We start from the raw sequence: 21,638 nt of genomic DNA, 5'->3' as shown, positions 1-21,638 counted from the left end.
GACGGGACTCATGGAACGGACCTCACGAGAAGGCGGTCCGGCCTCGGCCTGCCCCTCTCGGATGCGGTGCGTGACCATCCGTCGAATTGAGCAGCAGAGTCTGCGGGCCCGGCGGGCGGCGCGGGGCTTCGACGGTTCGCGACGCAACGCCGTGACCTGGGAGAACCAGCTCGTCCGGACGACCGTCCCACTGGCCGACGCGTCGCGTTGCCGCAGGTCGGGGCCATCTGACGAAGTCCTACCAGCAGACCGCGAGTTATCGACTCGGCACACTGTGCGCGAGAACAAGGAGAGGCTTCGTGTCACCTCGGCAGACCCCGACCATCCTTCGACGCAGGTTCGGCACCGAGCCGCGACGGCTCCGCGAGGCGGCAGGTATGTCCACCGGCAGCCGCCGGACTGCTCGGCACGGACCGCACGGTCATCTCGAACGTCGAGGCCGGCCGCTTCGGCATCAGCGAAGAACGCCTGCGCCGTCTCGCCAGCATCTACGAGTACGACGACGGGGCTTCCGGCTGGCAGAAACCGCAGCGACCCCCTTCCGCTGCATGTCCTTCGGAACGTCCGGGACCATCAGCTGCCGCACCGCGCTCTGGCCCATATTCTTCATGCCGGCACTCGTACCGGTGGCTCGCGACCGCACCTGACTGCGTACCGAGGGGCTGAGCAGCACGACTTCGATGAACTCCGCTTCGGCCACGCCCGTGTCGGGCACGAGTCGCAACGTCTTGTCGCTCGACATCAGACGTTCGGTGTGCTCCCGAACCACGCAGGCAAGTCCGACGAGTTCCTCAGTGTTGGCACGCGTCATGAGAAGGCCTCCGGCGCGAACCCGGTACCGCGCGTTCAGGGCTCGGACGTCGGCCTGCGACACTTTGTACTGGCCGCTGGTCCCGCGCATGGCCGCCTCCACCTGCCGCCGCACAGCAGCTGAGGGCAGCACAGTTCCCAAGAATCCGGGGTCCAGCAGGGCAGGATCAGCAACCAACCGGAAGAGCAAGTCCGGCAGAAGCCGTCTCGGACGGACCGGATTCACCGTGCAGGCGACACCCACGAGTGCCTTGACCCCGTTGGCCCGGGACAGAGGGAGATCACCGCGCCGTACTTCCTCGACGGAGTCGAGGAAGCCTTCCAGGACCCGCTCGAAGCCGCCCGCCGCGAGGGCCTTCATGTCGTAGCGGTTCTCCGTCCACCAGGCGGCGATGACGCCGGCGGTCGTGAACTCGTCGAGGACCCCGGCGCCGCCGACGGCGGAGGTGAACCCGTCGAGGAGCCCGCTGCGCAGGTCCATCAGCTTCCGGCCACCGTCCTGAGCGATCCCGCTGTCCCGCGCGACGCTGTCGGAACTGTCAGCACCGCCCGCGGCGACAAGTGTCAGCTCGGCCTCGTCCCGGATCGAGCGGTGATTCGCCACTCGAAAGCGCAGAAGCACCGTCCACCTCCCGGAGGGGCGGGGAGGTCCCGCCGCCGGCTCACCCCGCGCGGACCTTCCGCGACGGCCAGCCTGTGCCGGGTGGTCGGACCGTGCCGGCTCCTGCGAGCCCTCGATGATCAGGCGGTGGCGGCTTCCCGGCGAACCGTGGTGGCGATGGTGGCGGAGCCGACCACCCGGGTGCCGTCGTACAGCACGATCGCCTGCCCGGGAGCCACCCCGCGCACGGGCTCCGCGAACGACGCGTGCAGCGTGTCACCGACCAGCTCCGCCGTCACCTCGGTCTCGCCGCCGTGGGCGCGGAGCTGGGCGGTGTAGGTGCCGGGGCCGGCCGGGGCGGTGCCGCACCAGCGGGGCTCGACCGCGGTGAGCGCGCCGACGTCGAGGGAGTCCGCGGGGCCGACGGTGACCGTGTTGGTCACCGGGGAGATGTCCAGGACGTAGCGGGGCTTGCCGTCGGGGGCGGGGGTGCCGATCCGCAGGCCCTTGCGCTGGCCGATGGTGAAGCCGTGGGCGCCCTCGTGCGTGCCGATCCTGGTGCCGGACTCGTCGACGATGTCGCCCTCGGCCCGGCCCAGCCGGTTCGCGAGGAAGCCCTGGGTGTCGCCGTCGGCGATGAAGCAGATGTCGTGCGAGTCGGGCTTCCTGGCCACCGCCAGCCCCCTGCGCCCGGCCTCCGCGCGGATCTCGTCCTTGGTGGTCACCGTGTCGCCCAGCGGGAACATCGCGTGGGCGAGCTGCCGGTCGTCCAGCACCCCGAGGACGTACGACTGGTCCTTGGCCATGTCGGAGGCGCGGTGCAGCTCGCGCGTGCCGTCGGGCAGGGTCACCACGCGCGCGTAGTGGCCGGTGGCCACGGCGTCGAAGCCGAGGGCGAGGGCCTTGTCCAGCAGCGCGGCGAACTTGATCTTCTCGTTGCAGCGCAGGCACGGGTTGGGGGTGCGGCCGGCCTCGTACTCGGCGACGAAGTTCTCCACCACGTCCTCGCGGAAGCGGTCGGCGAGGTCCCACACGTAGAACGGGATGCCGATGACGTCGGCGGCGCGGCGGGCGTCGCGCGAGTCCTCGACGGTGCAGCAGCCCCGCGCGCCCGTGCGGAAGGACTGCGGGTTCGCGGAGAGCGCGAGGTGGACGCCGGTCACGTCGTGTCCCGCTTCGGCGGCACGGGCCGCGGCCACGGCGGAGTCGACGCCGCCGGACATGGCGGCCAGGACACGAAGGGGACGGGAGGGCTGCGGAGTCTCAGTCATAACGTCTCCAGGGTACGGGGCACGGGAACCGGAACCACCGGGTATCCGTTGTAGACCGCATGGGGGAGAGAAGAGCTTCCAGGGACCGGGTCACCAGGGACGGGGACCGTCGCATCGGCCGGCGGGCCCTGATCGTCGGCGGTGTGACCGCCGCCGCGGGTACGGCCGTGCTGGCACGGGACGAACTGGGCCGCCTGTGGTGGAGGGTGCCCGGGGTCGAGAAGCCCCGTGAGGACGGTGTCGTCGACTTCGCGGGCGCGCGCTGGGTGGCGGCCTCGGACGCCAACTGGCGGCGCGCGGACCGGCCCGACGACTTCGGCATAGACATGGTGATCGTGCATGTCACCCAGGGCAGTTTCGACAGCGCGGTGCGGGCCTTCCAGGACCCCGGGCACCAGGCGGCGACGCACTACATCGTCGGCCAGGACGGACGCGTCACGCAGATGATCCGCGAGCTGGACGTGGCCTACCACGCGGGAAACCGCGACTACAACGAGCGCAGTGTCGGCATCGAGCACGAGGGGTTCGTGGACCGGCCGCAGGACCTCACGGACGAGATGTACGAGGCCTCGGCCCGGCTCACGGCCCGGATCTGCGCCCGCTACGACATCCCGGTCGACCGGGAGCACATCATCGGCCACATCGAGGTACCGGGCACCGACCACACCGACCCGGGCCCGCACTGGGACTGGGAGCGCTACATGAAACTGGTCCGCCGGGCGCTCACGGCACGGGCCTGAGAGCCGGCGTTCAGGTCAGGCCTGCCCGGCGGGCACGTTCCACCGCCGGGCCGATGGCCTTCGCCAGGGCCTCGACGTCGGCGCGGGTGGAGGTGTGGCCGAGGGAGAAGCGGAGGGTGCCGCGGGCCAGGTCCGGATCGGTGCCGGTGGCCAGGAGGACGTGGCTGGGCTGGGCGACACCGGCGGTGCAGGCGGAACCGGTGGAGCACTCGATGCCCTGGGCGTCGAGCAGGAGCAGCAGGGAGTCGCCCTCGCAGCCGGGGAACGCGAAGTGGGCGTTGGCCGGAAGCCGTCCCCCGGGCGCGGGGTCGCCGCCGAGGACGGCGTCCGGGACGGCCTCACGGACCGCGGCGACCAGTGCGTCGCGGAGCGCGCCGATCTCCCGGGCGAACCACTCCCGCCGCTGGGCGGCGAGCCGGCCGGCGACGGCGAAGGAGGCGACCGCGGGCACGTCGAGCGTGCCGGAGCGCACGTGCCGCTCCTGACCGCCGCCGTGCAGCACGGGTACGGGGGTGTACTCGCGGCCCAGGACCAGCGCTCCGATGCCGTACGGGCCGCCGATCTTGTGGCCCGAGACGGTCATCGCGGCGAGCCCCGACGAGGCGAAGTCCACCGGCACCTGGCCGAAGGCCTGGACGGCGTCGGAGTGCAGCGGGACACCGGACTCGGCGGCGGCCTCGGCCAGTTCACGGACCGGCAGAACCGTCCCGATCTCGTTGTTGGCCCACATCACGGTGGCCAGGGCCACGTCGTCGGGGTTCCTGGCGATCGCCTCGCGCAGGGCGTCCGGGTGGACCCTGCCGTGCGAGTCGACCGGCAGGTACTCGACGGTGGCGCCCTCGTGCTCGCCGAGCCAGTGGACGGCGTCCAGGACGGCATGGTGCTCGACGGGGCTGGCGAGGACCCGGGTGCGGGCCGGCTCGGCGTCGCGGCGGGCCCAGTACAGCCCCTTCACGGCGAGGTTGTCGGCCTCGGTGCCGCCCGAGGTGAAGACCACCTCGCTGGGGCGTGCGCCGAGGGCGTCGGCAAGGGCTTCACGGGCCTCCTCGACACTCCGGCGGGCACGCCGGCCGGCCGCGTGGAGAGAGGAGGCGTTACCGGTGACGCCGAGGTGCGCGGTGAGTGTCTCGACCGCCTCGGGAAGCATCGGGGTGGTCGCGGCGTGGTCGAGGTAAGCCATGGTGGGGCCGATTCTACGGGCCGTGTCCGGTGGCCCTGGGGCGCGGTCGGCCGAGTACCGCGCCCGCCCAGAAGCTCCGGGAGATCGTGTCGTCCGTCTGCGTCGACGCAGGCAGGACCAGCGGGTCGGCGATGCCCAGGCCGAGGCCCAGGCAGGCGCGTGCGCGCCGGGTCGTGCCCCGCCGCCGGGGCGAGGCCCGCCGGCACGATGGCGGGCCCCGCCCCGGGAACGACGTCGAGGACGAGCAGGCCCAGCACCCCCAGGACGAAGGACGCGACCGCCATGCCGTCGGCGCCCTGGACAGCGGTCCGGTGGGCGACCCCGGAGGTGGGGTGTGGGGGGTCGGGCAGCTCAGCCCAGGCGTACCCGGGCGAGCTGACGGGACTGGGCCGCCAGACGGCCGGTGCTGTCCCAGACCTCGGCGTCCTCCTCGAGGAAGCCGCCGGCGAGGTTGCGGGTGGTGATCGACACCCGCAGCGGGCCGGGCGCCGGGCGGGAGCGGACGTGCACCGTCAGCTCGACCGTGGGGACCCAGCCCTTGAGCCCGAGGTCGAAGGCGGTGGGAGGCAGCGCGTCCACCGCGAGCAGCAGGGAGAGCGGGTCGTGGTCCCGGCCGTCGGCGAGCCCGAACCAGGCACGCGTCTCCCCCTTGCCGGAGGGCTTTCCGAGAGCCCAGCCGAGGGTCGACGGGTCCAGTTTGAGCAGCAGACGGTCCATGATGGCGGAGCTGCCGTCGACGGGGGCCGGGCCGTCCTCGGCACCGAAGCACTGGTCCATGGGCGGTATCACGGGCGGCTCGGCCGACGTACGGACGTCGTCGGGCAGGGCGTCCAGGTCGCCGTAGGAGGCCAGGAGGCGGATGCGCTCGACCTCACGGCCCCGGTCGTCCGTCTGGAAGAGGGACGCCTGCCCGGTCGAGAGGGTGCGTCCGGTGCGGACGGTCTGGGTACGGACGACCGCCGGGCCCGGCTGGGAGGCGGTCAGGTAGTGCGCGGTGAGGGTGAACGGGTCCGGATGCGGCAGGGCGTGGGCGAGGGCGCGGCCCAGGACGGCCAGCAGATAGCCGCCGTTGACGGCGCTGATGATCGTCCAGCCGGCGGAGAGATCGGCGTCGTAGACGCCCGGTTCGCGGGGGACGACCGCGGTGTCGCGATCGAACTCACTGTCGCCGATGGTGGCCCGAACGGCCGCGGCGGAGGCTGCTTCTGGCATGGATGAACAGTACAAGAGCGACCTACTGAGCGGTAGCTTTTCCCCTTGTCCCTCCACCGCTCCCCTCGTCTACTCCTCCTCGCGAACCGTCGTGCGGCGCTGCCAGGCGCGGGGCGCCCGCCAGTGGTACCGCAGCGCCAGCAGCCGCAGCACGAACGCCGTGATCACCGCCACGGTGCTGGTGAACGCGTTCAGCGCGTCGAACCGGATGCACAGCGCGACCATGGTGGCGCCGACGATCGCCGGTACCGCGTACAGGTCGCGGTCCCAGCGCAGCAGCGAGGGCACCTCGTTGGCGAGCACGTCCCGCAGCACGCCGCCGCCCACCGCGGTGGCGAGGCCCATGCAGGCGGAGGCGGTCAGGCCGAGCCCGTAGTCGTACGCCTTGGTGGTGCCGACGACGCAGAACAGGCCGAGCCCGGCGGCGTCGAAGAAGTTGACGGCGTTCTGGATGCGCTCCACGTGCGGGTGGAGGAAGAAGACCAGCACCACGGCGAACAGCGGGGTGACGAAGTACCCCAGGTCCGTGAAGGCGGCGGGCGGCACCGCGCCGATGACCACGTCGCGGAAGAGACCGCCGCCGAGCGCGGTGACCTCCGCGAGTACGGCGATGCCGAAGACGTCGAGGTTCTTGCGCACGGCCAGCAGGGCACCCGAGATCGCGAAGACGAAGATGCCGATCAGGTCGAGCGTGTGCAGGAGGGACGGGCTGAAGAGTTGCTGAAGCACCCCTACATTCTTACCCGGCAAGAACCCCTCGCCTTGCAAAGCAAGGCGAGGGGTGAGACGAACGTGCTGTCCGTGGACCGGTGGGATCAGATCTGCCGTCCAGTCGTCCGACGGCCGCCGGGCTGTCCGCGACGGTGCGAACCGGTCCGGGCGGACACCGGGCGGCGGCCCGGAGGGTTCCCGGAGCGCCGGGAGGTCTTGCTCCGTCCGGCGCTCCGGGAATCCGGGAGTACGGCGGTCCGTCAGTCGGTCCCGGCCGAACCCCTGGCGGACACGTCCGGCCGCGCCACGTCATGGCCCTTCGCGTCGGCATCGGCCGTCGGGTCGCCCGGGACCTCGACCGCTGCGGGCGCCTTCTCCTTGACCACCGCGGCGTCCGGCTTGGTCGTCGAGTCGGCCGGCAGGAGCGCGGCGGGAACCTCCGCCTCGCCCTCGGCCCGCTCCGCCGGCACGTCCTCGGTTTCCGTGACGGCCTCGATGCCCGTCGGCCGGGTCCGCGTCAGCTCTCCCGACGCGATCTCGGCGGTGTAGTGGCAGGCCACCCGGTGACCGCCGCCGACGTCCTGCAGTTCCGGCCGCTCGGTCGCGCACCGCTCCGCCTGGGCCCAGGGGCAGCGGGTGTGGAAGCGGCAGCCGGTGGGCGGGTTGGCCGGGGAGGGCAGGTCACCGGTGAGCAGGATGCGCTCGCGGCGGTCCTCCACCTCCGGGTCCGGCACCGGCACGGCCGACATCAGGGCCTTGGTGTACGGGTGCTTGGGCTCGGCGTAGAGGGTGTCGCTCGGTGCCTCCTCGACCAGCGAGCCCAGGTACATCACGCCGATCACGTCGGAGATGTGCCGGACGACCGCGAGGTCGTGGGCGATCACCAGGTAGGTCAGGCCGAGTTCCTCCTGGAGTTCCTCCAGCAGGTTGACGACCTGGGCCTGGATCGACACGTCGAGCGCGGAGACCGGCTCGTCACAGATGATCACATCCGGCTCGAGGACCAGCGCGCGGGCGATGCCGATGCGCTGGCGCTGGCCGCCGGAGAACTCGTGCGGGTAGCGGGCCAGCGCGTTGGAGGGCAGGCCGACCCGCTCCAGGATCGCCTTGATCTTCTCGCGGCGCTCCTCCTGGTTCTTGCCGATGCCGTGGGCGACCATGCCCTCGGACAGGATCGACTCGATGTTCTGCCGGGGGTTGAGCGAACCCAGCGGGTCCTGGAAGACCATCTGGAGCCGGCGCCGGAAGCGGCGCATCTCCTCGCCGGGCAGCTTCGCCAGGTCGGTGCCGTCGAGGACGACCGACCCCTCGGTGATGTCCACCAGCCGCAGCACCGACCGCCCGAGGGTGGTCTTGCCGCAGCCGGACTCGCCGACCAGGCCGTAGGTCTCGCCGGCCTCGACCTTCAGGGACACCCCGTCCACGGCGTAGACGTGTCCGACCGTACGGTCGAACAGGACGCCCTTCTTGATGGGGAAGTGGACCTTGACGCCGTCCAGTTCGAGCAGGCTCATGCGGGGGCCTCCTCGGCCTTCGCGTCGTCGGGTACGGGGTTGACGCACCGCACCCGGTGATCGGCGGCACGCTCCTCGGCGAGCTGCGGGGTGCCGGTCAGGCAGCCCATCTCGTACCGGTCGCAGCGCGGCGCGAAGGCACAGCCGTCGGCCCAGGCGACGCGGTCGTTGATGGAGCCGCGGATGGGCTTGAGGGACTCGCCCCGGGGGGCGTCCAGGCGCGGGATGGAGCCCAGCAGTCCGTGCGTGTAGGGGTGGGTGGGGTGGGCGAACAGCTCGCGGCGCCCGGCGGACTCCACGGCCTTGCCCGCGTAGAGCACGTTGACCTCGTCGCAGAGGCCGGCGACCACACCGAGGTCGTGGGTGATCATCAGCAGGGCGGTGCCCTCCTGGTCCACGAGTTCCTTGAGCAGTTCCAGGATCTGGGCCTGGATCGTCACGTCGAGGGCCGTGGTCGGCTCGTCGGCGATGAGCAGGCTCGGGGCACAGGCCACCGCCATGGCGATCAGCGCGCGCTGCCGCATGCCGCCGGAGAGCTGGTGCGGGTACTCCTTGAGCCGCCGGACCGGGTCGGGGATGCCGACCCGGTCCAGCAGGTGGGCGGCCTCCTTGCGGGCGGCCTCCCCCTTCATCCCGCGGTGGCGCTCCAGGATCTCGGTGACCTGCACGCCGATCGGCACGACCGGGTTGAGCGAGGACAACGGGTCCTGGAAGATCATCGCCATCCTGCTGCCGCGCAGGTCGCGACGGGCGGACGGGCTCATGGTGAACAGGTCCGTGCCGTCGAATTCGGCGCGGCCGCCGACCGTGACGCCCTTGTGGGGCAACAGGCCCATCAGAGCCAGGGAGGTGACGGACTTTCCGCAGCCGGACTCGCCGACCAGGCCCACGACCTGGCCCTGGTCGACCGCGAAGGAGACGCCGTCGACCGCCCGGGACTCCTTGCGGCCGCGGCCGCCGAAGGTGACGGTCAGTTCGTCGACAGTGAGCAGAGACATGGTGGTTCAGCCCCTCAGCTTCGGGTCGAGGGCTTCCCGCATGGCCTCGCCGAGGAGGGTGAAGCCGAGGGCGGTGATGATGATGCCGACGGCGGGGTAGACCGCCATCATCGGCGCGTTGTCGAAGAAGCGCTGCGCCTGGGCGAGCATGACACCCCACTCGGGGATGGCCGGGTCGGGGTTGCCCAGGCCCAGGTAGGACAGGGCGGCGGCCTCGATGATCGCGGTGGCCAGGGAGAGCGTGGCCTGCACGATCACCGGGCTGAGCGAGTTGGGGACGATCTGCGAGACCACGATGCGCCGCTTGCGCACGCCCAGGGACTTGGCCGCGAGCACGTAGTCCGCGCCGCCCTGCGCCAGCATGGAGCCGCGCAGCAGCCGCGCGAACACCGGGATCTGGACGACACCCACGGCGATCATCACCGTGGTGAGCGACTGCCCCATGACGGCGGCCACGGACACGGCCAGCAGCAGCGAGGGCAGCGCCAGCATCATGTCGATGAAGCGCATGATGACGGAGTCGATCCGCTTCCCGGCATCGCCGCCGAGGGTGGCGGCGGCTCCGGAGACGCCGCCGATCAGGAAGCCGACGGTCAGGCCGATGAACGTGGAGACGACGCCGACGAGCAGCGTCTGGCGGGCGCCGACCAGCATGCGGGAGAACATGTCCCGGCCGAGGTGGTCGAGCCCGAACCAGTTGTCGCCGCGGGGGCCGACGAACTCGCCCCGGTTGGGGAAGACCTCCCCTCTCCAGGCCTGGGCGGTCGGGGAGTACGGGGTGAGGTAGGGCCCGACGACCGCGACGAGGACGAACAGGGCGATGACGACGGCGCCGATGATCGCCATCTTGCTGTGCTTGAGCCGGCGGAAGGCTTCCCGCCACAGGCTGGCGCCGGAGCTGGTCTCCTTGGTCGCGGTCAGTTCCGCGAGGCGCTGGATCTTGTCGGTCTTGGTGGCGACGCTCACGTCAGTGCACCCGCACTCTCGGGTCGATGAGGCTGTACGCCACGTCCACCAGCAGGTTGATCAGGACGTACACCAGCGCGATGAACATGATGAACCCGACGAGCACGGGGTAGTCACGGCCGTCGATCGCGGTGCGGATGAAGGAACCGATGCCGCCGAAGGAGAACACGGACTCGGTCAGGACCGCCCCGGACAGCAGGGAGCCGGTGAGCAGGCCGACCGCGGTCACCACGGGGAGCATCGCGTTGCGCAGCACGTGGCGGCCGCGGACGACGCTCCGCTTGAGGCCCTTGGCCTCGGCGGTGCGGACGTAGTCCTCGTCCTGGACCTCGAGGACGCTGGCGCGGGTCATGCGCACGATGACGGCGAGCGGGATGGAGGCCAGGGCGACGGAGGGCAGCACCAGGTGCATGATCGCGTCCCAGGACGCGTCGAGTTCCCCGGTCAGGACGCCGTCCAGGACGGCGAATCCGGTGACGTTCGTGGCGTTGATGCCGGTGTCCAGGCGTCCGTAGCTGGGGAAGATGCCCAGCTCGACGGCGAAGATCTGCTTGAGGATCAGGGCCAGGAAGAAGACCGGGATGCAGATGCCGACGAGTGATCCGGAGACCGCTGTGACGTCGAGCCAGCCGCCGCGGTTGCGGGCGGCGAAGTAGCCGAGCGGGATGCCGACGGCCACGGCGATGACGATCGCCAGGAGGGACAGCTCCACGGTGGCAGGGAAGCGCAGGACGAACTCGTCCCACACCGGCTGTCCGGTCTGGGTGCTGGTGCCCAGGTCGAGTTCGGCGATGCGCTTGAGGAAGCGCCAGTACTGGACGTAGACGGGCTGGTCCAGTCCGAGCGCGCGGTTGATCCGCGCCACTTCGGCCTCGGTGGCCTTTTCCCCCAGGATCGCTGAGGCGGGTCCGCCGGGCAGCCGGTCGAGCCACAGGAAGAGCAGAACCGACAGGCCGAGCAGCGTGGGTATGAGCTGGAGCAGTCTTCGTACGACGAGACGCAGCACCCCGCATGCCCCTTTCTTGCGTGATGTGTGACATGAACGGACCCGCCCGGCCGCCGAGTTGCGACGGCCGGGCGGACTCCTCGTGCTTGGGCGACTACTGCTCGTCTACTTGAACGAGGCCTCGGCGAAGACTTCCTGCGTCAGCGGGGAGACGTTCGGCGGGTTCACGTTCTTGGCGAAGGCGATGGCCGGCGGGGAGGACGAGACCGGGAGACCGGGCAGGTAGTCCATGATGGCCTCGTTGGCCTTCTCGTACGCGGCCACGCGCTCGTCGTGGTTGCCGAGGGTCGAGCCCTCGTTCACGGCGTCGAAGACCTTCTTGTTCTTGAAGCCCCACTGCTTGTCGTACCCGGAGAACCAGGTGCCGATGAAGTTGAAGCCGTCGTTGAAGTCACCGGTCCAGCCGAGCATGTGCAGGTCGCAGGAGCCCGACTCGGTGGCGTCCAGGTAGTCCGGGGCCCACTTCATCGCCTTCGGCGTGACGGTGATGCCGGACTTCTCCAGGTCGGCCTTCATCAGCTCGAACAGGTCCTGCGGGGCAGGCATGTACGGGCGGGTGACCTCGGTCGGGTAGCAGAAGTCGACCTTCAGCTTCTCCTCGCCGGCCTCCTTGAGGAGGTTCTTCGCCTCGGCGGTGTCGTACGGGTACTGCTTGACGTCCTTGGAGTAGCCCTCGACCGTGTCGGGCATGAACTGGTCGGCGACCTTGCCGCCCTCGGGCAGCTGGGTCTTGACCAGGTTCTCCCGGTCGATCGACTGCGCGATGGCCTGGCGGACCTCCTTCTTCTTGAGCGCGGGGTTGGCCTCCTGGCTCATGCCCACGTAGAAGAGGTTGAAGACGCCACGGGTCGGGACGACGTAGCCCTGGTCCTCGAGGGTCTTGACGTCCGCCGGCGCGACGAGGTCGTAGCCGTCGACGTCACCGGCCTGGAGCGCCTGGCGGCGGCCCTCTTCGGTGTCGATGGTGCGGAAGACCAGGTTCTTGACCTTCGCCTTGTCGCCCCAGTAGCCGTCGAAGCGCTCAAGGGAGACTTCCTTGTTGCCCTTGTTCCACTTCGTGATCTTGTACGGGCCGGTACCGGCGACCGTGCCGGCCTCCTGGCTGTACTTGGGGTACGTGATGGCGTCGCCCTTGGCGGAGGCGTCCTGCTTCTTGTACTCCTCGAGGGCCTTCGGCGAGTGGATCGCCAGAGCCTGGAGGGAGAAGCCGCCGGGGAGGTTGGCGGAGGGCTCCTTGACCTCGATGACGGCGGTGTTGTCGTCCTTCGCGGTGCAGGACTTGTAGTTCGCCTCGGGCGTTTCCTTGTCCTCGTTCTTCGCGAAGCCGCCCATGATGGACTGCCAGTAGTACGAGACCGCGCTGGACTGGTAGGTGCCCGTCCAGTTGAACCAGTGGTCGTAGTTGGCGCAGACGGCCTCGGCGTTGAACGCCTCGCCGTCGTGGAACTCGACGCCCTTGCGGAGGTTGAAGGTCCAGACGGTGCCCTCGTCGTTGCTCGACCACTTCTCGGCGAGGCCGCCGACGAGCTCGCTGCCGCCCGACTCGTGCTCCAGAAGCGCCTCGAAGGCCTGCCGCGTCACGCGGAAGGTTTCACCGTCGCTGGCCAGGGCAGGATCGAGGGAGCCCGGGTCACCGGCACCGGCGAAGACGAAGGTGTCCTTCTCGCCGCCGCTCTCGTTGTCACTGTCCCGTTCGCTGGAGCAGCCCGTGGCGATCAGACCGACCGCCACCGCGGCCGTGATCGCCCGAGCGGCTCGGGACTTGGGTATGCGCATATTGGGGCCACTCCGGGTCCGCTATGTGGATGCATCTTGACCGGCCGAACACTACAGACGTTCACAGCGAGTCGAGAACAGTCCGGATAGCGGTGATACCTAGCTGAGATCTGAACAGTTGACATAAGGGATGCTTCGGGCGTCCCCCTGTCGTGAATTAACCGTTCAGACACATCTGACACTCCGTCAAGAGTCCCGGGAAAAGCGCCGGACGGCGTGAAGAACGGATGAAATCGCAGGTGACAGGCGGTTGACTGGTCATAGCTGAGTGCACATGGCCGAAAATCTGACGTGAAATCAGCGGCCGGGGGCGAAGCGGGCGCTCCCCGCCGGCAGGTGTGTCCATACCGCGGACACCGTCACGCTGAGTCATCCCGGGGGTGCGGCCGGGTCCTTCCGGACCTGCCTCTCACGCATACGCCCCGGTCAGCGCTGGGGCCTGTCCGGCGGATCAGGCCGGAGGTGACTGGCGGTATCTCTCCGACCAGGCCGAGCGGGGGCCGGTGCGTTCAGCCGCAAGGCGGAGGAGGGCGCCGACGCGATGAGGGCCCTCCCTGCCCATGAGGGTTCCCCGATCGAGCGAAGCCGAGAGCTTGGGGAAGTCGGCAACCGACGACAGCGCCGTTGGGGCGCCCCCTTCTCGAAGAGCTCGGGTAGGGCGTGCCCGGCCCCCGGCCTCCGAGGCGCGGTCCGCCGGACAGGCCCTAACGCGCGGGCGGGTAGCCGGACCCCGCGGCGGGAGGCGCGGCGGCGCCGTGCGCCTCGCGGTCGTAGAACGGGCGGGCGTTGGCACGCAGCCACATCGCGACCGGGTCGTGCGCGTCGGACATCGCGACGGTCGACACCGGGAGCCCGTCCGGGACCGCGTCGAGGGACTGCCGCATCATCGCGCGCACCGCGTCCACGGCCGGCGGCGACGTGTCGTACACGTCCAGGCCGACGGCGAGGTACGGAGCGCCGAGCGACGGCTGCACCCAGGCGCGGCGCAGCGAGCGGACGGCGGGGGTGCGGTGCGCGTTCTGCGCGAGCAGGGCGTAGAACTGCGGGATCTCGATGGCGGGTTCGGACAGCCGCAGGGGTCCGGCGGGCTGACGGTCCAGCCCGGTGGCGAGCCGGCGCAGATCGAGCCAGGGGATGCCGAGGCCGCCGCCGGGGGCGTGCGGATTGAGCCAGAGTCCGTAGCGGTCGGGGTAGAGGGCGCGGGCCGCCTCGAGGCCGTCGACGACCTCGTAGGACCGGTTCCAGCCGCTGGCGGACAGCTCCTGGGCGGAGGTCACGCAGGGCGCGTAGCCGAAGCCGTCGACCTCCATGCTCCCGTACTGGGCGTCCGGGGAGCCGGCCTGGCCGTGCCACAGCAGCATCCAGACGTGACCGGAGGAGGGAGTCGCGAGCGCGCGCAGCAACGCCTCGTAGGCGTCGTAACGCCCGGGTGTCACCTGGCGCAGCATGTGCTCGACCTGCCCGGCCGCCGCGGTGCCAGCGCTCACTTTGTATCGCCCCTCCGTACCGCCCGTACAACACCCTCGCCCGAGCCAATGAACCTAGCTTAAGCGCCTGACGGCGCCGGGGAGCTCCGCCGGTGCGCGACAGCTCTCCGGCAACGCTGCGGCGCCCCTCAGCGCTGCCACTGGTAGAAGGGGCGGACGCGGTCGCGCATCCACTGGCCGACCGGGTCCTGGGCCACGTCCAGGAGGACCAGGTTGACGGGCCACCTCACCGGCGCGCGGCCCAGCGCGCGGCCCAGCGCGTCCATCGGCGCAGCCCGCAGGTCGCCCTCCGTCCGGGACAGTTCGGCGGGGGCCAGCTCGACGCCGACGAACAGGACCGGGTCGGCCGTCTCGATCTCGGCGAGGCAGCGGCGGGCGGTGGTGACGAGGCCGAGGGCCTCGAACTCCGCGGCGGCGGCGGCGAGGAAGTCCACCGGGTCGTCCTGCCAGTCGGGTTCGAACAGCTTGACCCGGCCGCCGCTCGCGGGTCCGTCCAGCGGGCCGCGTCCGGCGCGGCACAGGGCGGCGACGGCGGGGGGCGGCAGCGGGACGCCGACCACTCCCCCGGGGTTCACGGCGATCCCGGCCTGCGGCGGCAGACCGCGCGCGAACTCCACCGCGGGCGCGACGGTGAACGACATGTGGGTGCCGACGACCTGACGGAACTGTTCCTCGGAACTGAAGACCGGTACGTACGCCTGGCCGTCGATCTCCGTCGTGGGCAGGTCCAGCGGGCCGCTGTCCGGTCCGCCGCCGTTGGGCAGCGGTATCCACAGGTAACTGCGGCCCAGCACCTCGATGATCCGGCCGTCGGCCGAGGGGACGCCGAGGGACGCGGAGAGCGCCTCCTCCAGCTCGTTGCCGGGCCATCCGCCGTGCGGGTGGGGGTGAGTCCGTGCCGGGAAGTCCGCGGAGAAGCCCGCCGGGAAGTCCATCTGCCTACCGCCTGCCTGAAACCACTGCTGTGGCTGGAAAGGCTAACCGCTGCCGCGCCCCGGCGTACGGCCCGGCCACCGGCCACCGGCCCGGCACGCCACCGGCCCGTGATCAGTCCGTGAACTCGATGCGGTGCAGCGCGTCCGCCGCGTCGCGGTCGGCCAGGACCGCCGAGCCGCAGCCCGCGGGCAGGTCGCCGCGCGCCACGGACGTCAGCAGCCGGCCGACGGCGGTGCGGTGGCGCCGGAAGGCGTACCGGGAGACCCCGCGGCCGCGCTCGCGCTGGCCGTCCAGGGCCTGCTTCGGAGTGACGTCGAGCAGCAGCAGATGCAGGACCGCGCCCCGGCGGCGGGCCTCGCGGGCCAGCCAGCGGCGCACCCAGGCCTGCGTGCCGCAGTCGTGGACGACGACACCCCCGCCGGTGCGCAGGGCGCGCCGCAGCCCGGCGTAGTGGGCGAGGCGGACCAGGGGCCGGTACACCGCGTACGGCAGGAGGCGCGGCATGCCGCGGTCCCAGCGGTCCCGGGTGTCCTGCGAGTCGATGCGGGTGCCGCGCGCCGCGCGCCGCATGAGGGTGGACTTGCCGCTGCCGGGCAGTCCGGTGACCACGACGAGGTCGCGGGGGCCGAAGAACAGGGCGTGCGGGCTGCGGCCACCCTGCCCGCGCAGGTCGCGGACGACCGGCGCGGGCAGGGTGGCGCAGGCGTCCCGGACCGAGGGGGCCTGCTGCTCGGGCAGCGTGACGCCCGTGGTGGCGGCGTACGCCGTGGCCTTGTTCACCGTAAGTCCTCCCCTGGGGGCGGCCCCGTCCTGTGACCAGGTACCGGACCGTCTCCCCGCCGAGTGTAAAGAGACGGTAACGCCGAGGGCTTCCGGATTCCTTCCCTTTCCCGGTACAGGCCTGTCACAGCCGTCCGTGAACACCCGGGCACCCTGCGCTTCCTCTCAGAAGGGTCCCCCTGCCGCGGCCCGGCGATGCGTGCAATGATGTGCGCGCCAACTGCATACCGGCCGTTCGAATCCGCGCGGGAGAGTCTCCGGCACCGTTGCCGCCGGGGCGCCGAAGGAGCAAGTCCCTCCCTTGAATCTCTCAGGCACCGTTACCGCGTGGGCGAGGCACATCTGAAAAGCGGGCCGCCGCGCGTGTTTCCGGCGGCCCCACCCAAGGTGCAAACCGTGGTCGTCCCCTGCGCGGACGGTCATGGCGAACCTCTCAGGTTCCGATGACAGATGGGGAGGAACGACCTCGCCCGTCCTGCCCTGGGAGACCGACCGATGAGCAGTACCGAACCCCGCCGGACCGCACTGGACGCCCTGCACCGTTCGCTCGGCGCCACGATGACCGATTTCGCCGGCTGGGACATGCCCCTGCGCTACGGCTCCGAACGCGACGAGCACAACGCCGTGCGCACGAGGGCCGGCCTCTTCGACCTCTCCCACATGGGCGAGATCACCGTCACCGGCCCGCAGGCGACGCAGCTCCTGGACCACGCGCTGGTCGGCAACATCGGGACCGTCAAGCCCGGCCGCGCCCGCTACACCATGATCTGCCGCGAGGACGGCGGCATCCTGGACGACCTGATCGTCTACCGGCTCGAGGACACCGGGGCCGGATCCCCTCACGCCGGGACCCCTCACGCCGGATCCCCTCACTACATGGTGGTCGCGAACGCCTCCAACGCCCAGGTGGTGCTGGACGCGCTGGTGGAGCGGTCGGCCGGCTTCGACGCCGAGGTCCGTGACGACCGCGACGCGTACGCGCTGCTCGCGGTGCAGGGCCCCGAGTCCCCCGGCATCCTGCGGTCCCTGACCGACGCCGACCTCGACAACCTGAAGTACTACGCCGGGCTGCCCGGCACGGTCGCGGGCGTCCCCGCGCTGATCGCCCGTACCGGCTACACCGGCGAGGACGGCTTCGAGCTGTTCGTGAAGCCGGAGCACGCGGTCGGGCTGTGGCAGGCGCTGACCGGGGCGGGCGAGGGCGCCGGACTGGTCCCGTGCGGGCTGTCCTGCCGGGACACGCTGCGCCTGGAGGCGGGCATGCCGCTGTACGGCAACGAGCTGAGCACCTCCCTGACGCCGTTCGACGCCGGGTTCGGGCGGGTGGTGAAGTTCGAGAAGGAGGGCGACTTCGTGGGCCGCGCCGCCCTGGCCGAGGCCGCCGCCCGCGCCGAGCGGACCCCGCCCCGCGCCCTGGTCGGCCTGGTCGCCGAGGGCCGCCGGGTGCCGCGCGCCGGGTACGCGGTGGTCGCCGGCGGCGAGGTGATCGGCGAGGTCACCTCCGGCGCGCCCTCCCCGACGCTGGGCCGGCCGATCGCGATGGCGTACGTCGACGTGGCGCACGCGGCGCCGGGCACGGAGGGTGTCGGCGTGGACGTCCGCGGCAGCCACGAGCCGTACGAGGTCGTGGCGCTGCCGTTCTACAAGCGGCAGAAGTGACACCGTCGTAGACGGCCCCGGCGCGGCCTTCCGGGCTTTCGCACGTCGGGGTACGGCGGTGCGCGGTGCCGTGCGACGGCGCAGGCCGGCGTAGTTTCCGACTCATCAAGCACATCCCCCGCTTACAGGAGAATCCAGACCATGAGCAACCCCCAGCAGCTGCGTTACAGCAAGGAGCACGAGTGGCTGTCGGCCGCCGAGGACGGCGTGTCGACGGTCGGCATCACCGAGCACGCGGCCAACGCGCTCGGCGACGTCGTGTTCGTCCAGCTTCCCGAGGTCGGTGACACCGTGACCGCGGGCGAGACCTGCGGCGAACTGGAGTCGACCAAGTCGGTCAGCGACCTGTACTGCCCGGTCACCGGCGAGGTCACCGAGATCAACGAGGACGTGGTGAACGACCCGTCGCTGGTGAACTCGGCCCCCTTCGAGGGCGGCTGGCTGTTCCGGGTGCGGACCGGCGAGGAGCCGGCCGACCTGCTCTCCGCCGCCGAGTACGACGCCTTCGTCCAGGGCTGAGGAGGCCGTAGCCGCATGTCGCTTCTGAACACCCCGCTGCACGAGCTCGACCCCGACGTCGCCGCCGCGGTCGACGCCGAGCTGCACCGCCAGCAGTCCACCCTCGAGATGATCGCCTCGGAGAACTTCGCCCCGGTCGCGGTCATGGAGGCCCAGGGCACGGTCCTCACCAACAAGTACGCCGAGGGCTACCCCGGCCGCCGCTACTACGGCGGCTGCGAGCACGTCGACGTGATCGAGCAGATCGCCATCGACCGGGTCAAGGAGCTGTTCGGCGCCGAGCACGCCAACGTGCAGCCGCACTCGGGCGCGCAGGCCAACGCCGCCGCGATGTTCGCGCTGCTCAAGCCCGGTGACACGATCATGGGCCTGAACCTCGCGCACGGCGGGCACCTGACCCACGGCATGAAGATCAACTTCTCCGGCAAGCTCTACGACGTCGTCGCCTACCACGTCGGTGACGACGGCCGGGTCGACATGGCCGAGGTCGAGCGGCTGGCCAAGGAGAGCAGGCCGAAGCTGATCGTCGCCGGCTGGTCGGCGTACCCGCGGCAGCTGGACTTCGCCGAGTTCCGCCGGATCGCGGACGAGGTCGGCGCGTACCTGATGGTCGACATGGCGCACTTCGCCGGTCTGGTCGCGGCGGGCCTGCACCCGAACCCGGTCCCGCACGCCCACGTCGTCACCACGACCACGCACAAGACGCTCGGCGGCCCGCGCGGCGGCGTGATCCTCTCCACCGCCGAGCTGGCCAAGAAGATCAACTCCGCGGTCTTCCCCGGCCAGCAGGGCGGACCGCTGGAGCACGTGGTCGCGGCCAAGGCGGTCGCCTTCAAGGTCGCGGCGTCCGAGGAGTTCAGGGACCGCCAGCGCCGCACCCTGGAGGGCGCCCGCATCCTGGCCGAGCGCCTGGTCGGGGACGACGTCAGGGCGGTGGGCGTGGACGTGCTGTCCGGCGGTACGGACGTGCACCTGGTCCTGGTCGACCTGCGCGACTCCGAGCTGGACGGGCAGCAGGCCGAGGACCGGCTCCACGAGGTCGGCATCACCGTCAACCGCAACGCGGTCCCGAACGACCCGCGGCCGCCCATGGTCACCTCGGGCCTGCGGATCGGCACGCCCGCCCTGGCCACCCGCGGTTTCGGCGCCGAGGACTTCGCGGAGGTCGCGGACGTGATCGCCGAGGCGCTGAAGCCGTCCCACGACACCGAGGCGCTCCGGGCGCGGGTCACGGCACTCGCCGAGAAGCACCCGCTGTATCCCGGTCTGCAGTAGTTCCGTACGCTTTCGTTCGTACGGACGTCCGGGGCATCGCGCACACTGGGTCGGTGAGCGCGGTGCCCCGCACCATGCACCGCGCACGTGACATCCCCCCTCCGACCTCACCTCCGGTCCACCCCCTGCCCGGCGGACAGCGCCGTCCGCCGAACCCCTAGGAGTCCTTCCGTGGCCCTCTCGGTCTTCGACCTGTTCTCGATCGGCATCGGGCCGTCCAGCTCGCACACGGTCGGCCCGATGCGGGCTGCCCGCATGTTCGCGCGGCGGCTGCGCAACGAGGAGCTGCTGGCCTCGGTCGCCTCGGTCCGCGCGGAGCTGTACGGCTCGCTCGGCGCGACCGGCCACGGGCACGGCACGCCCAAGGCGGTGCTGCTCGGCCTGGAGGGCGCCTCGCCCCGCACGGTGGACGTGGAGACGGCCGACGAGCGGGTGGCGAAGATCAGGGAATCGGGCCGCCTGCGCCTGCTCGACGACCACGAGATCGCGTTCTCCTTCGACGACGACCTGGTCCTGCACCGCCGCAAGGCGCTCCCGTACCACGCGAACGGCATGACCCTGTGGGCGTACGACGTCTCCGGTGCCGAGGTGCTGGCGAAGACGTACTACTCGGTGGGCGGCGGCTTCGTCGTCGACGAGGAGGCGGTGGGCGCGGACCGCATCAAGCTCAACGACACGGTTCTGAAGTACCCGTTCCGCACGGGCGACGAGCTGCTGCGCCTGACCCGGGAGACGGGCCTGTCCATCTCCGCGCTGATGCTGGAGAACGAGCGCGCCTGGCGGACCGAGGAGGAGATCCGCGAGGGGCTGCTGGAGATCTGGCGGGTGATGCAGGCGTGCGTGGCGCGCGGCATGTCCCGCGAGGGCATCCTGCCGGGCGGCCTGAAGGTGCGCCGGCGTTCCGCGAACACGGCACGCAAGCTGCGCGCGGAGGGCGACCCGAAGGCCCTCGCCATGGAGTGGATCACGCTCTACGCGATGGCCGTGAACGAGGAGAACGCCGGCGGCGGCCGGGTCGTCACCGCCCCGACCAACGGCGCGGCCGGCATCATCCCCGCCGTCCTGCACTACTACGTCAACTTCGTCCCCGGTGCCGACGAGGAGGGCGTGGTCCGCTTCCTGCTGGCGGCCGGTGCGATCGGCATGCTGTTCAAGGAGAACGCGTCCATCTCCGGCGCCGAGGTCGGCTGCCAGGGCGAGGTCGGCTCCGCCTGCTCGATGGCGGCGGGGGCACTGGCCGAGGTGATGGGCGGCTCGCCGGAGCAGGTGGAGAACGCCGCCGAGATCGGCATGGAGCACAACCTCGGCCTGACCTGCGACCCGGTCGGCGGCCTGGTCCAGATCCCGTGCATCGAACGCAACGGCATGGCCGCGGTGAAGGCGGTCACCGCGGCACGGATGGCGATGCGCGGCGACGGGTCGCACAAGGTGTCCCTGGACAAGGTCATCAAGACCATGAAGGACACCGGTGCGGACATGTCGGTCAAGTACAAGGAGACGGCGCGGGGCGGGCTCGCGGTGAACATCATCGAGTGCTGAGGACGGGACGCCGCGGACGGCGTATGTTGTCCTCGCTGGTCAGGTTCTGGTCCGGACACGGGGTCCGGTGTTCTGTTGGGGGTTGGTACACATGGTTGCCGGTCGTGTGGTGCGGTTCGACGCCGTACGGGGTTACGGGTTCATCGCTCCGGAGCACGGCGGGGAGGACGTTTTCCTCCACGTCAACGACGTGCGGATTCCGGAGCATCAGCTGCGTCCCGGGGTCACCGTGGAGTTCGAGATCGAGGAGGGCGACCGGGGGCTGAAGGCCTCGGGCGTGCGGCTGGCCCAGGGGTCCGGTCCGGTGTCCTCCGCCGGGGTGGGCCGGCATCCGGACGGCGACGACTCGCTGTGCGACGTGCTCACCGCCGAGGAGTACCTCCAGGAGGTCACGGAGGTCCTGCTGTCCGCCGTGCCCACGCTGACCGGCGAACAGATCCTCCAGGCGCGCCGCGGGCTGCTGCAGTTCGGCAAGACCCACGGCTGGTGCGACGGGTGAGACGGGCGCGGTAGACCGGGCCCCGGTGCGGTCGGGCGGGGTCCGGGAGGCCGTCGTGCAGGAGGCGGGTGCGCCCGACGGACACGGGACGGGAGTGCGTCGGGCCCTGCCGGGCATCGGCGTCGGGCTCGGTCCGTGCCGGCCGGACCGGGCTCCGCC

Annotated in this window: 19 protein-coding genes and 1 riboswitch; of the genes, 6 read left to right on the top strand and 13 right to left on the bottom strand. The window is 71.2% G+C overall.

The window, feature by feature from the left end; translation table 11 throughout:
- Window positions 1–454: 454 nt before the first annotated feature.
- Together TU30_RS10915 and mnmA are read right to left on the bottom strand one after the other, a co-directional pair.
- Complete coding sequence (locus tag TU30_RS10915) at window positions 455–1,432, bottom strand: hypothetical protein (RefSeq protein WP_107068422.1); 978 nt, start codon at window positions 1,430–1,432, stop codon at window positions 455–457.
- A gap of 119 nt (window positions 1,433–1,551) precedes the next feature.
- Window positions 1,552–2,682, bottom strand: a complete 1,131-nt coding sequence (gene mnmA, locus TU30_RS10910; protein ID WP_042167876.1) for a tRNA 2-thiouridine(34) synthase MnmA — start codon at window positions 2,680–2,682, stop codon at window positions 1,552–1,554.
- Between the two features lie 59 nt (window positions 2,683–2,741).
- On the opposite strand from mnmA, the gene TU30_RS10905 reads away from it, so the two are divergent.
- Complete coding sequence (locus tag TU30_RS10905) at window positions 2,742–3,422, top strand: N-acetylmuramoyl-L-alanine amidase (RefSeq protein ID WP_042167875.1); 681 nt, start codon at window positions 2,742–2,744, stop codon at window positions 3,420–3,422.
- A gap of 10 nt (window positions 3,423–3,432) precedes the next feature.
- Here the strand turns inward: TU30_RS10905 and TU30_RS10900 are convergent, their stop codons facing one another.
- From TU30_RS10900 to TU30_RS10850, 11 genes are all read right to left on the bottom strand, one after another.
- Window positions 3,433–4,602, bottom strand: coding sequence for a cysteine desulfurase family protein (locus tag TU30_RS10900; protein WP_042167872.1), 1,170 nt, complete (start codon window positions 4,600–4,602; stop codon window positions 3,433–3,435).
- A 351-nt stretch (window positions 4,603–4,953) separates the two neighbouring features.
- Entirely contained in the window at window positions 4,954–5,814 is an 861-nt protein-coding gene (locus TU30_RS10895; RefSeq protein ID WP_042167868.1) for a thioesterase family protein, read from the bottom strand.
- Window positions 5,815–5,883: 69 nt separating this feature from the next.
- The gene (locus TU30_RS10890; protein ID WP_042167866.1) at window positions 5,884–6,543 is read right to left on the bottom strand and encodes a trimeric intracellular cation channel family protein; all 660 of its coding nucleotides are present in this window, start codon (window positions 6,541–6,543) and stop codon (window positions 5,884–5,886) included.
- Between the two features lie 242 nt (window positions 6,544–6,785).
- Window positions 6,786–8,039, bottom strand: a complete 1,254-nt coding sequence (locus TU30_RS10885; RefSeq protein WP_042167863.1) for an ABC transporter ATP-binding protein — start codon at window positions 8,037–8,039, stop codon at window positions 6,786–6,788.
- Window positions 8,036–9,037 (bottom strand): ABC transporter ATP-binding protein, encoded by a 1,002-nt coding sequence (locus TU30_RS10880; RefSeq protein WP_042167861.1) that lies wholly within the window; start codon window positions 9,035–9,037, stop codon window positions 8,036–8,038. The genes TU30_RS10885 and TU30_RS10880 overlap by 4 nt, the downstream gene beginning before the upstream one ends.
- 6 nt (window positions 9,038–9,043) lie before the next feature.
- A complete protein-coding gene (locus TU30_RS10875; protein ID WP_042167859.1) occupies window positions 9,044–10,003 on the bottom strand; it encodes an ABC transporter permease in 960 nt (319 codons plus the stop codon).
- Between the two features lies 1 nt (window position 10,004).
- Window positions 10,005–11,009, bottom strand: coding sequence for an ABC transporter permease (locus tag TU30_RS10870; RefSeq protein ID WP_042167858.1), 1,005 nt, complete (start codon window positions 11,007–11,009; stop codon window positions 10,005–10,007).
- Window positions 11,010–11,114: 105 nt separating this feature from the next.
- Window positions 11,115–12,785 carry an ABC transporter substrate-binding protein gene (locus TU30_RS10865; protein WP_042167857.1) on the bottom strand — a complete coding sequence of 557 codons (1,671 nt, stop codon included), beginning with the start codon at window positions 12,783–12,785 and terminating at the stop codon, window positions 11,115–11,117.
- Between the two features lie 704 nt (window positions 12,786–13,489).
- Window positions 13,490–14,233, bottom strand: coding sequence for an enhanced serine sensitivity protein SseB C-terminal domain-containing protein (locus tag TU30_RS10860; protein WP_042168303.1), 744 nt, complete (start codon window positions 14,231–14,233; stop codon window positions 13,490–13,492).
- Window positions 14,234–14,400: 167 nt separating this feature from the next.
- Window positions 14,401–15,207, bottom strand: coding sequence for an enhanced serine sensitivity protein SseB (locus TU30_RS10855; RefSeq protein WP_042167855.1), 807 nt, complete (start codon window positions 15,205–15,207; stop codon window positions 14,401–14,403).
- 112 nt (window positions 15,208–15,319) lie between these two features.
- On the bottom strand, window positions 15,320–15,988 hold the full coding sequence (locus tag TU30_RS10850; RefSeq protein ID WP_042167852.1) for an AAA family ATPase: 669 nt from the start codon (window positions 15,986–15,988) through the stop codon (window positions 15,320–15,322).
- Window positions 15,989–16,224: 236 nt separating this feature from the next.
- Window positions 16,225–16,324: riboswitch (glycine riboswitch) on the top strand.
- A 159-nt stretch (window positions 16,325–16,483) separates the two neighbouring features.
- Between TU30_RS10850 and gcvT the strand changes: the two genes are divergently transcribed.
- The 5 genes from gcvT (at window position 16,484) to TU30_RS10825 (ending at window position 21,479) form a co-directional block, all read left to right on the top strand.
- Window positions 16,484–17,647 carry a glycine cleavage system aminomethyltransferase GcvT gene (gcvT, locus tag TU30_RS10845; protein ID WP_042167849.1) on the top strand — a complete coding sequence of 388 codons (1,164 nt, stop codon included), beginning with the start codon at window positions 16,484–16,486 and terminating at the stop codon, window positions 17,645–17,647.
- Window positions 17,648–17,788: 141 nt separating this feature from the next.
- On the top strand, window positions 17,789–18,166 hold the full coding sequence (gene gcvH / locus TU30_RS10840; RefSeq protein ID WP_042167847.1) for a glycine cleavage system protein GcvH: 378 nt from the start codon (window positions 17,789–17,791) through the stop codon (window positions 18,164–18,166).
- Window positions 18,167–18,181: 15 nt separating this feature from the next.
- Window positions 18,182–19,441, top strand: coding sequence for a serine hydroxymethyltransferase (gene glyA, locus TU30_RS10835; RefSeq protein WP_042167845.1), 1,260 nt, complete (start codon window positions 18,182–18,184; stop codon window positions 19,439–19,441).
- Window positions 19,442–19,612: 171 nt separating this feature from the next.
- On the top strand, window positions 19,613–20,980 hold the full coding sequence (locus TU30_RS10830) for an L-serine ammonia-lyase (protein WP_042167843.1): 1,368 nt from the start codon (window positions 19,613–19,615) through the stop codon (window positions 20,978–20,980).
- A gap of 91 nt (window positions 20,981–21,071) precedes the next feature.
- Window positions 21,072–21,479, top strand: a complete 408-nt coding sequence (locus tag TU30_RS10825; RefSeq protein WP_042167841.1) for a cold-shock protein — start codon at window positions 21,072–21,074, stop codon at window positions 21,477–21,479.
- Window positions 21,480–21,638 lie beyond the last annotated feature (159 nt).

The sequence above is a fragment of the Streptomyces sp. NBRC 110035 genome, assembly GCF_000829695.1.
Classification (GTDB): Bacteria; Actinomycetota; Actinomycetes; order Streptomycetales; family Streptomycetaceae; genus Streptomyces.
Note: the sequence above shows the minus strand (reverse complement) of the source record. Positions and strands in the feature narration are given on the sequence as shown.

What these genes read in the sequence shown, in the direction of transcription:
- mnmA (WP_042167876.1), bottom strand. Translation starts at nt 2,682, where the DNA reads ATGACTGAGACTCCGCAGCCCTCCCGTCCCCTTCGTGTCCTGGCCGCC.
- gcvH (WP_042167847.1), top strand. Translation starts at nt 17,789, where the DNA reads ATGAGCAACCCCCAGCAGCTGCGTTACAGCAAGGAGCACGAGTGGCTG.
- TU30_RS10865 (WP_042167857.1), bottom strand. Translation starts at nt 12,785, where the DNA reads ATGCGCATACCCAAGTCCCGAGCCGCTCGGGCGATCACGGCCGCGGTG.
- gcvT (WP_042167849.1), top strand. Translation starts at nt 16,484, where the DNA reads ATGAGCAGTACCGAACCCCGCCGGACCGCACTGGACGCCCTGCACCGT.
- TU30_RS10905 (WP_042167875.1), top strand. Translation starts at nt 2,742, where the DNA reads ATGGGGGAGAGAAGAGCTTCCAGGGACCGGGTCACCAGGGACGGGGAC.
- TU30_RS10855 (WP_042167855.1), bottom strand. Translation starts at nt 15,207, where the DNA reads ATGGACTTCCCGGCGGGCTTCTCCGCGGACTTCCCGGCACGGACTCAC.
- TU30_RS10860 (WP_042168303.1), bottom strand. Translation starts at nt 14,233, where the DNA reads ATGCTGCGCCAGGTGACACCCGGGCGTTACGACGCCTACGAGGCGTTG.
- TU30_RS10885 (WP_042167863.1), bottom strand. Translation starts at nt 8,039, where the DNA reads ATGAGCCTGCTCGAACTGGACGGCGTCAAGGTCCACTTCCCCATCAAG.
- glyA (WP_042167845.1), top strand. Translation starts at nt 18,182, where the DNA reads ATGTCGCTTCTGAACACCCCGCTGCACGAGCTCGACCCCGACGTCGCC.
- TU30_RS10825 (WP_042167841.1), top strand. Translation starts at nt 21,072, where the DNA reads ATGGTTGCCGGTCGTGTGGTGCGGTTCGACGCCGTACGGGGTTACGGG.
- TU30_RS10880 (WP_042167861.1), bottom strand. Translation starts at nt 9,037, where the DNA reads ATGTCTCTGCTCACTGTCGACGAACTGACCGTCACCTTCGGCGGCCGC.
- TU30_RS10900 (WP_042167872.1), bottom strand. Translation starts at nt 4,602, where the DNA reads ATGGCTTACCTCGACCACGCCGCGACCACCCCGATGCTTCCCGAGGCG.
- TU30_RS10895 (WP_042167868.1), bottom strand. Translation starts at nt 5,814, where the DNA reads ATGCCAGAAGCAGCCTCCGCCGCGGCCGTTCGGGCCACCATCGGCGAC.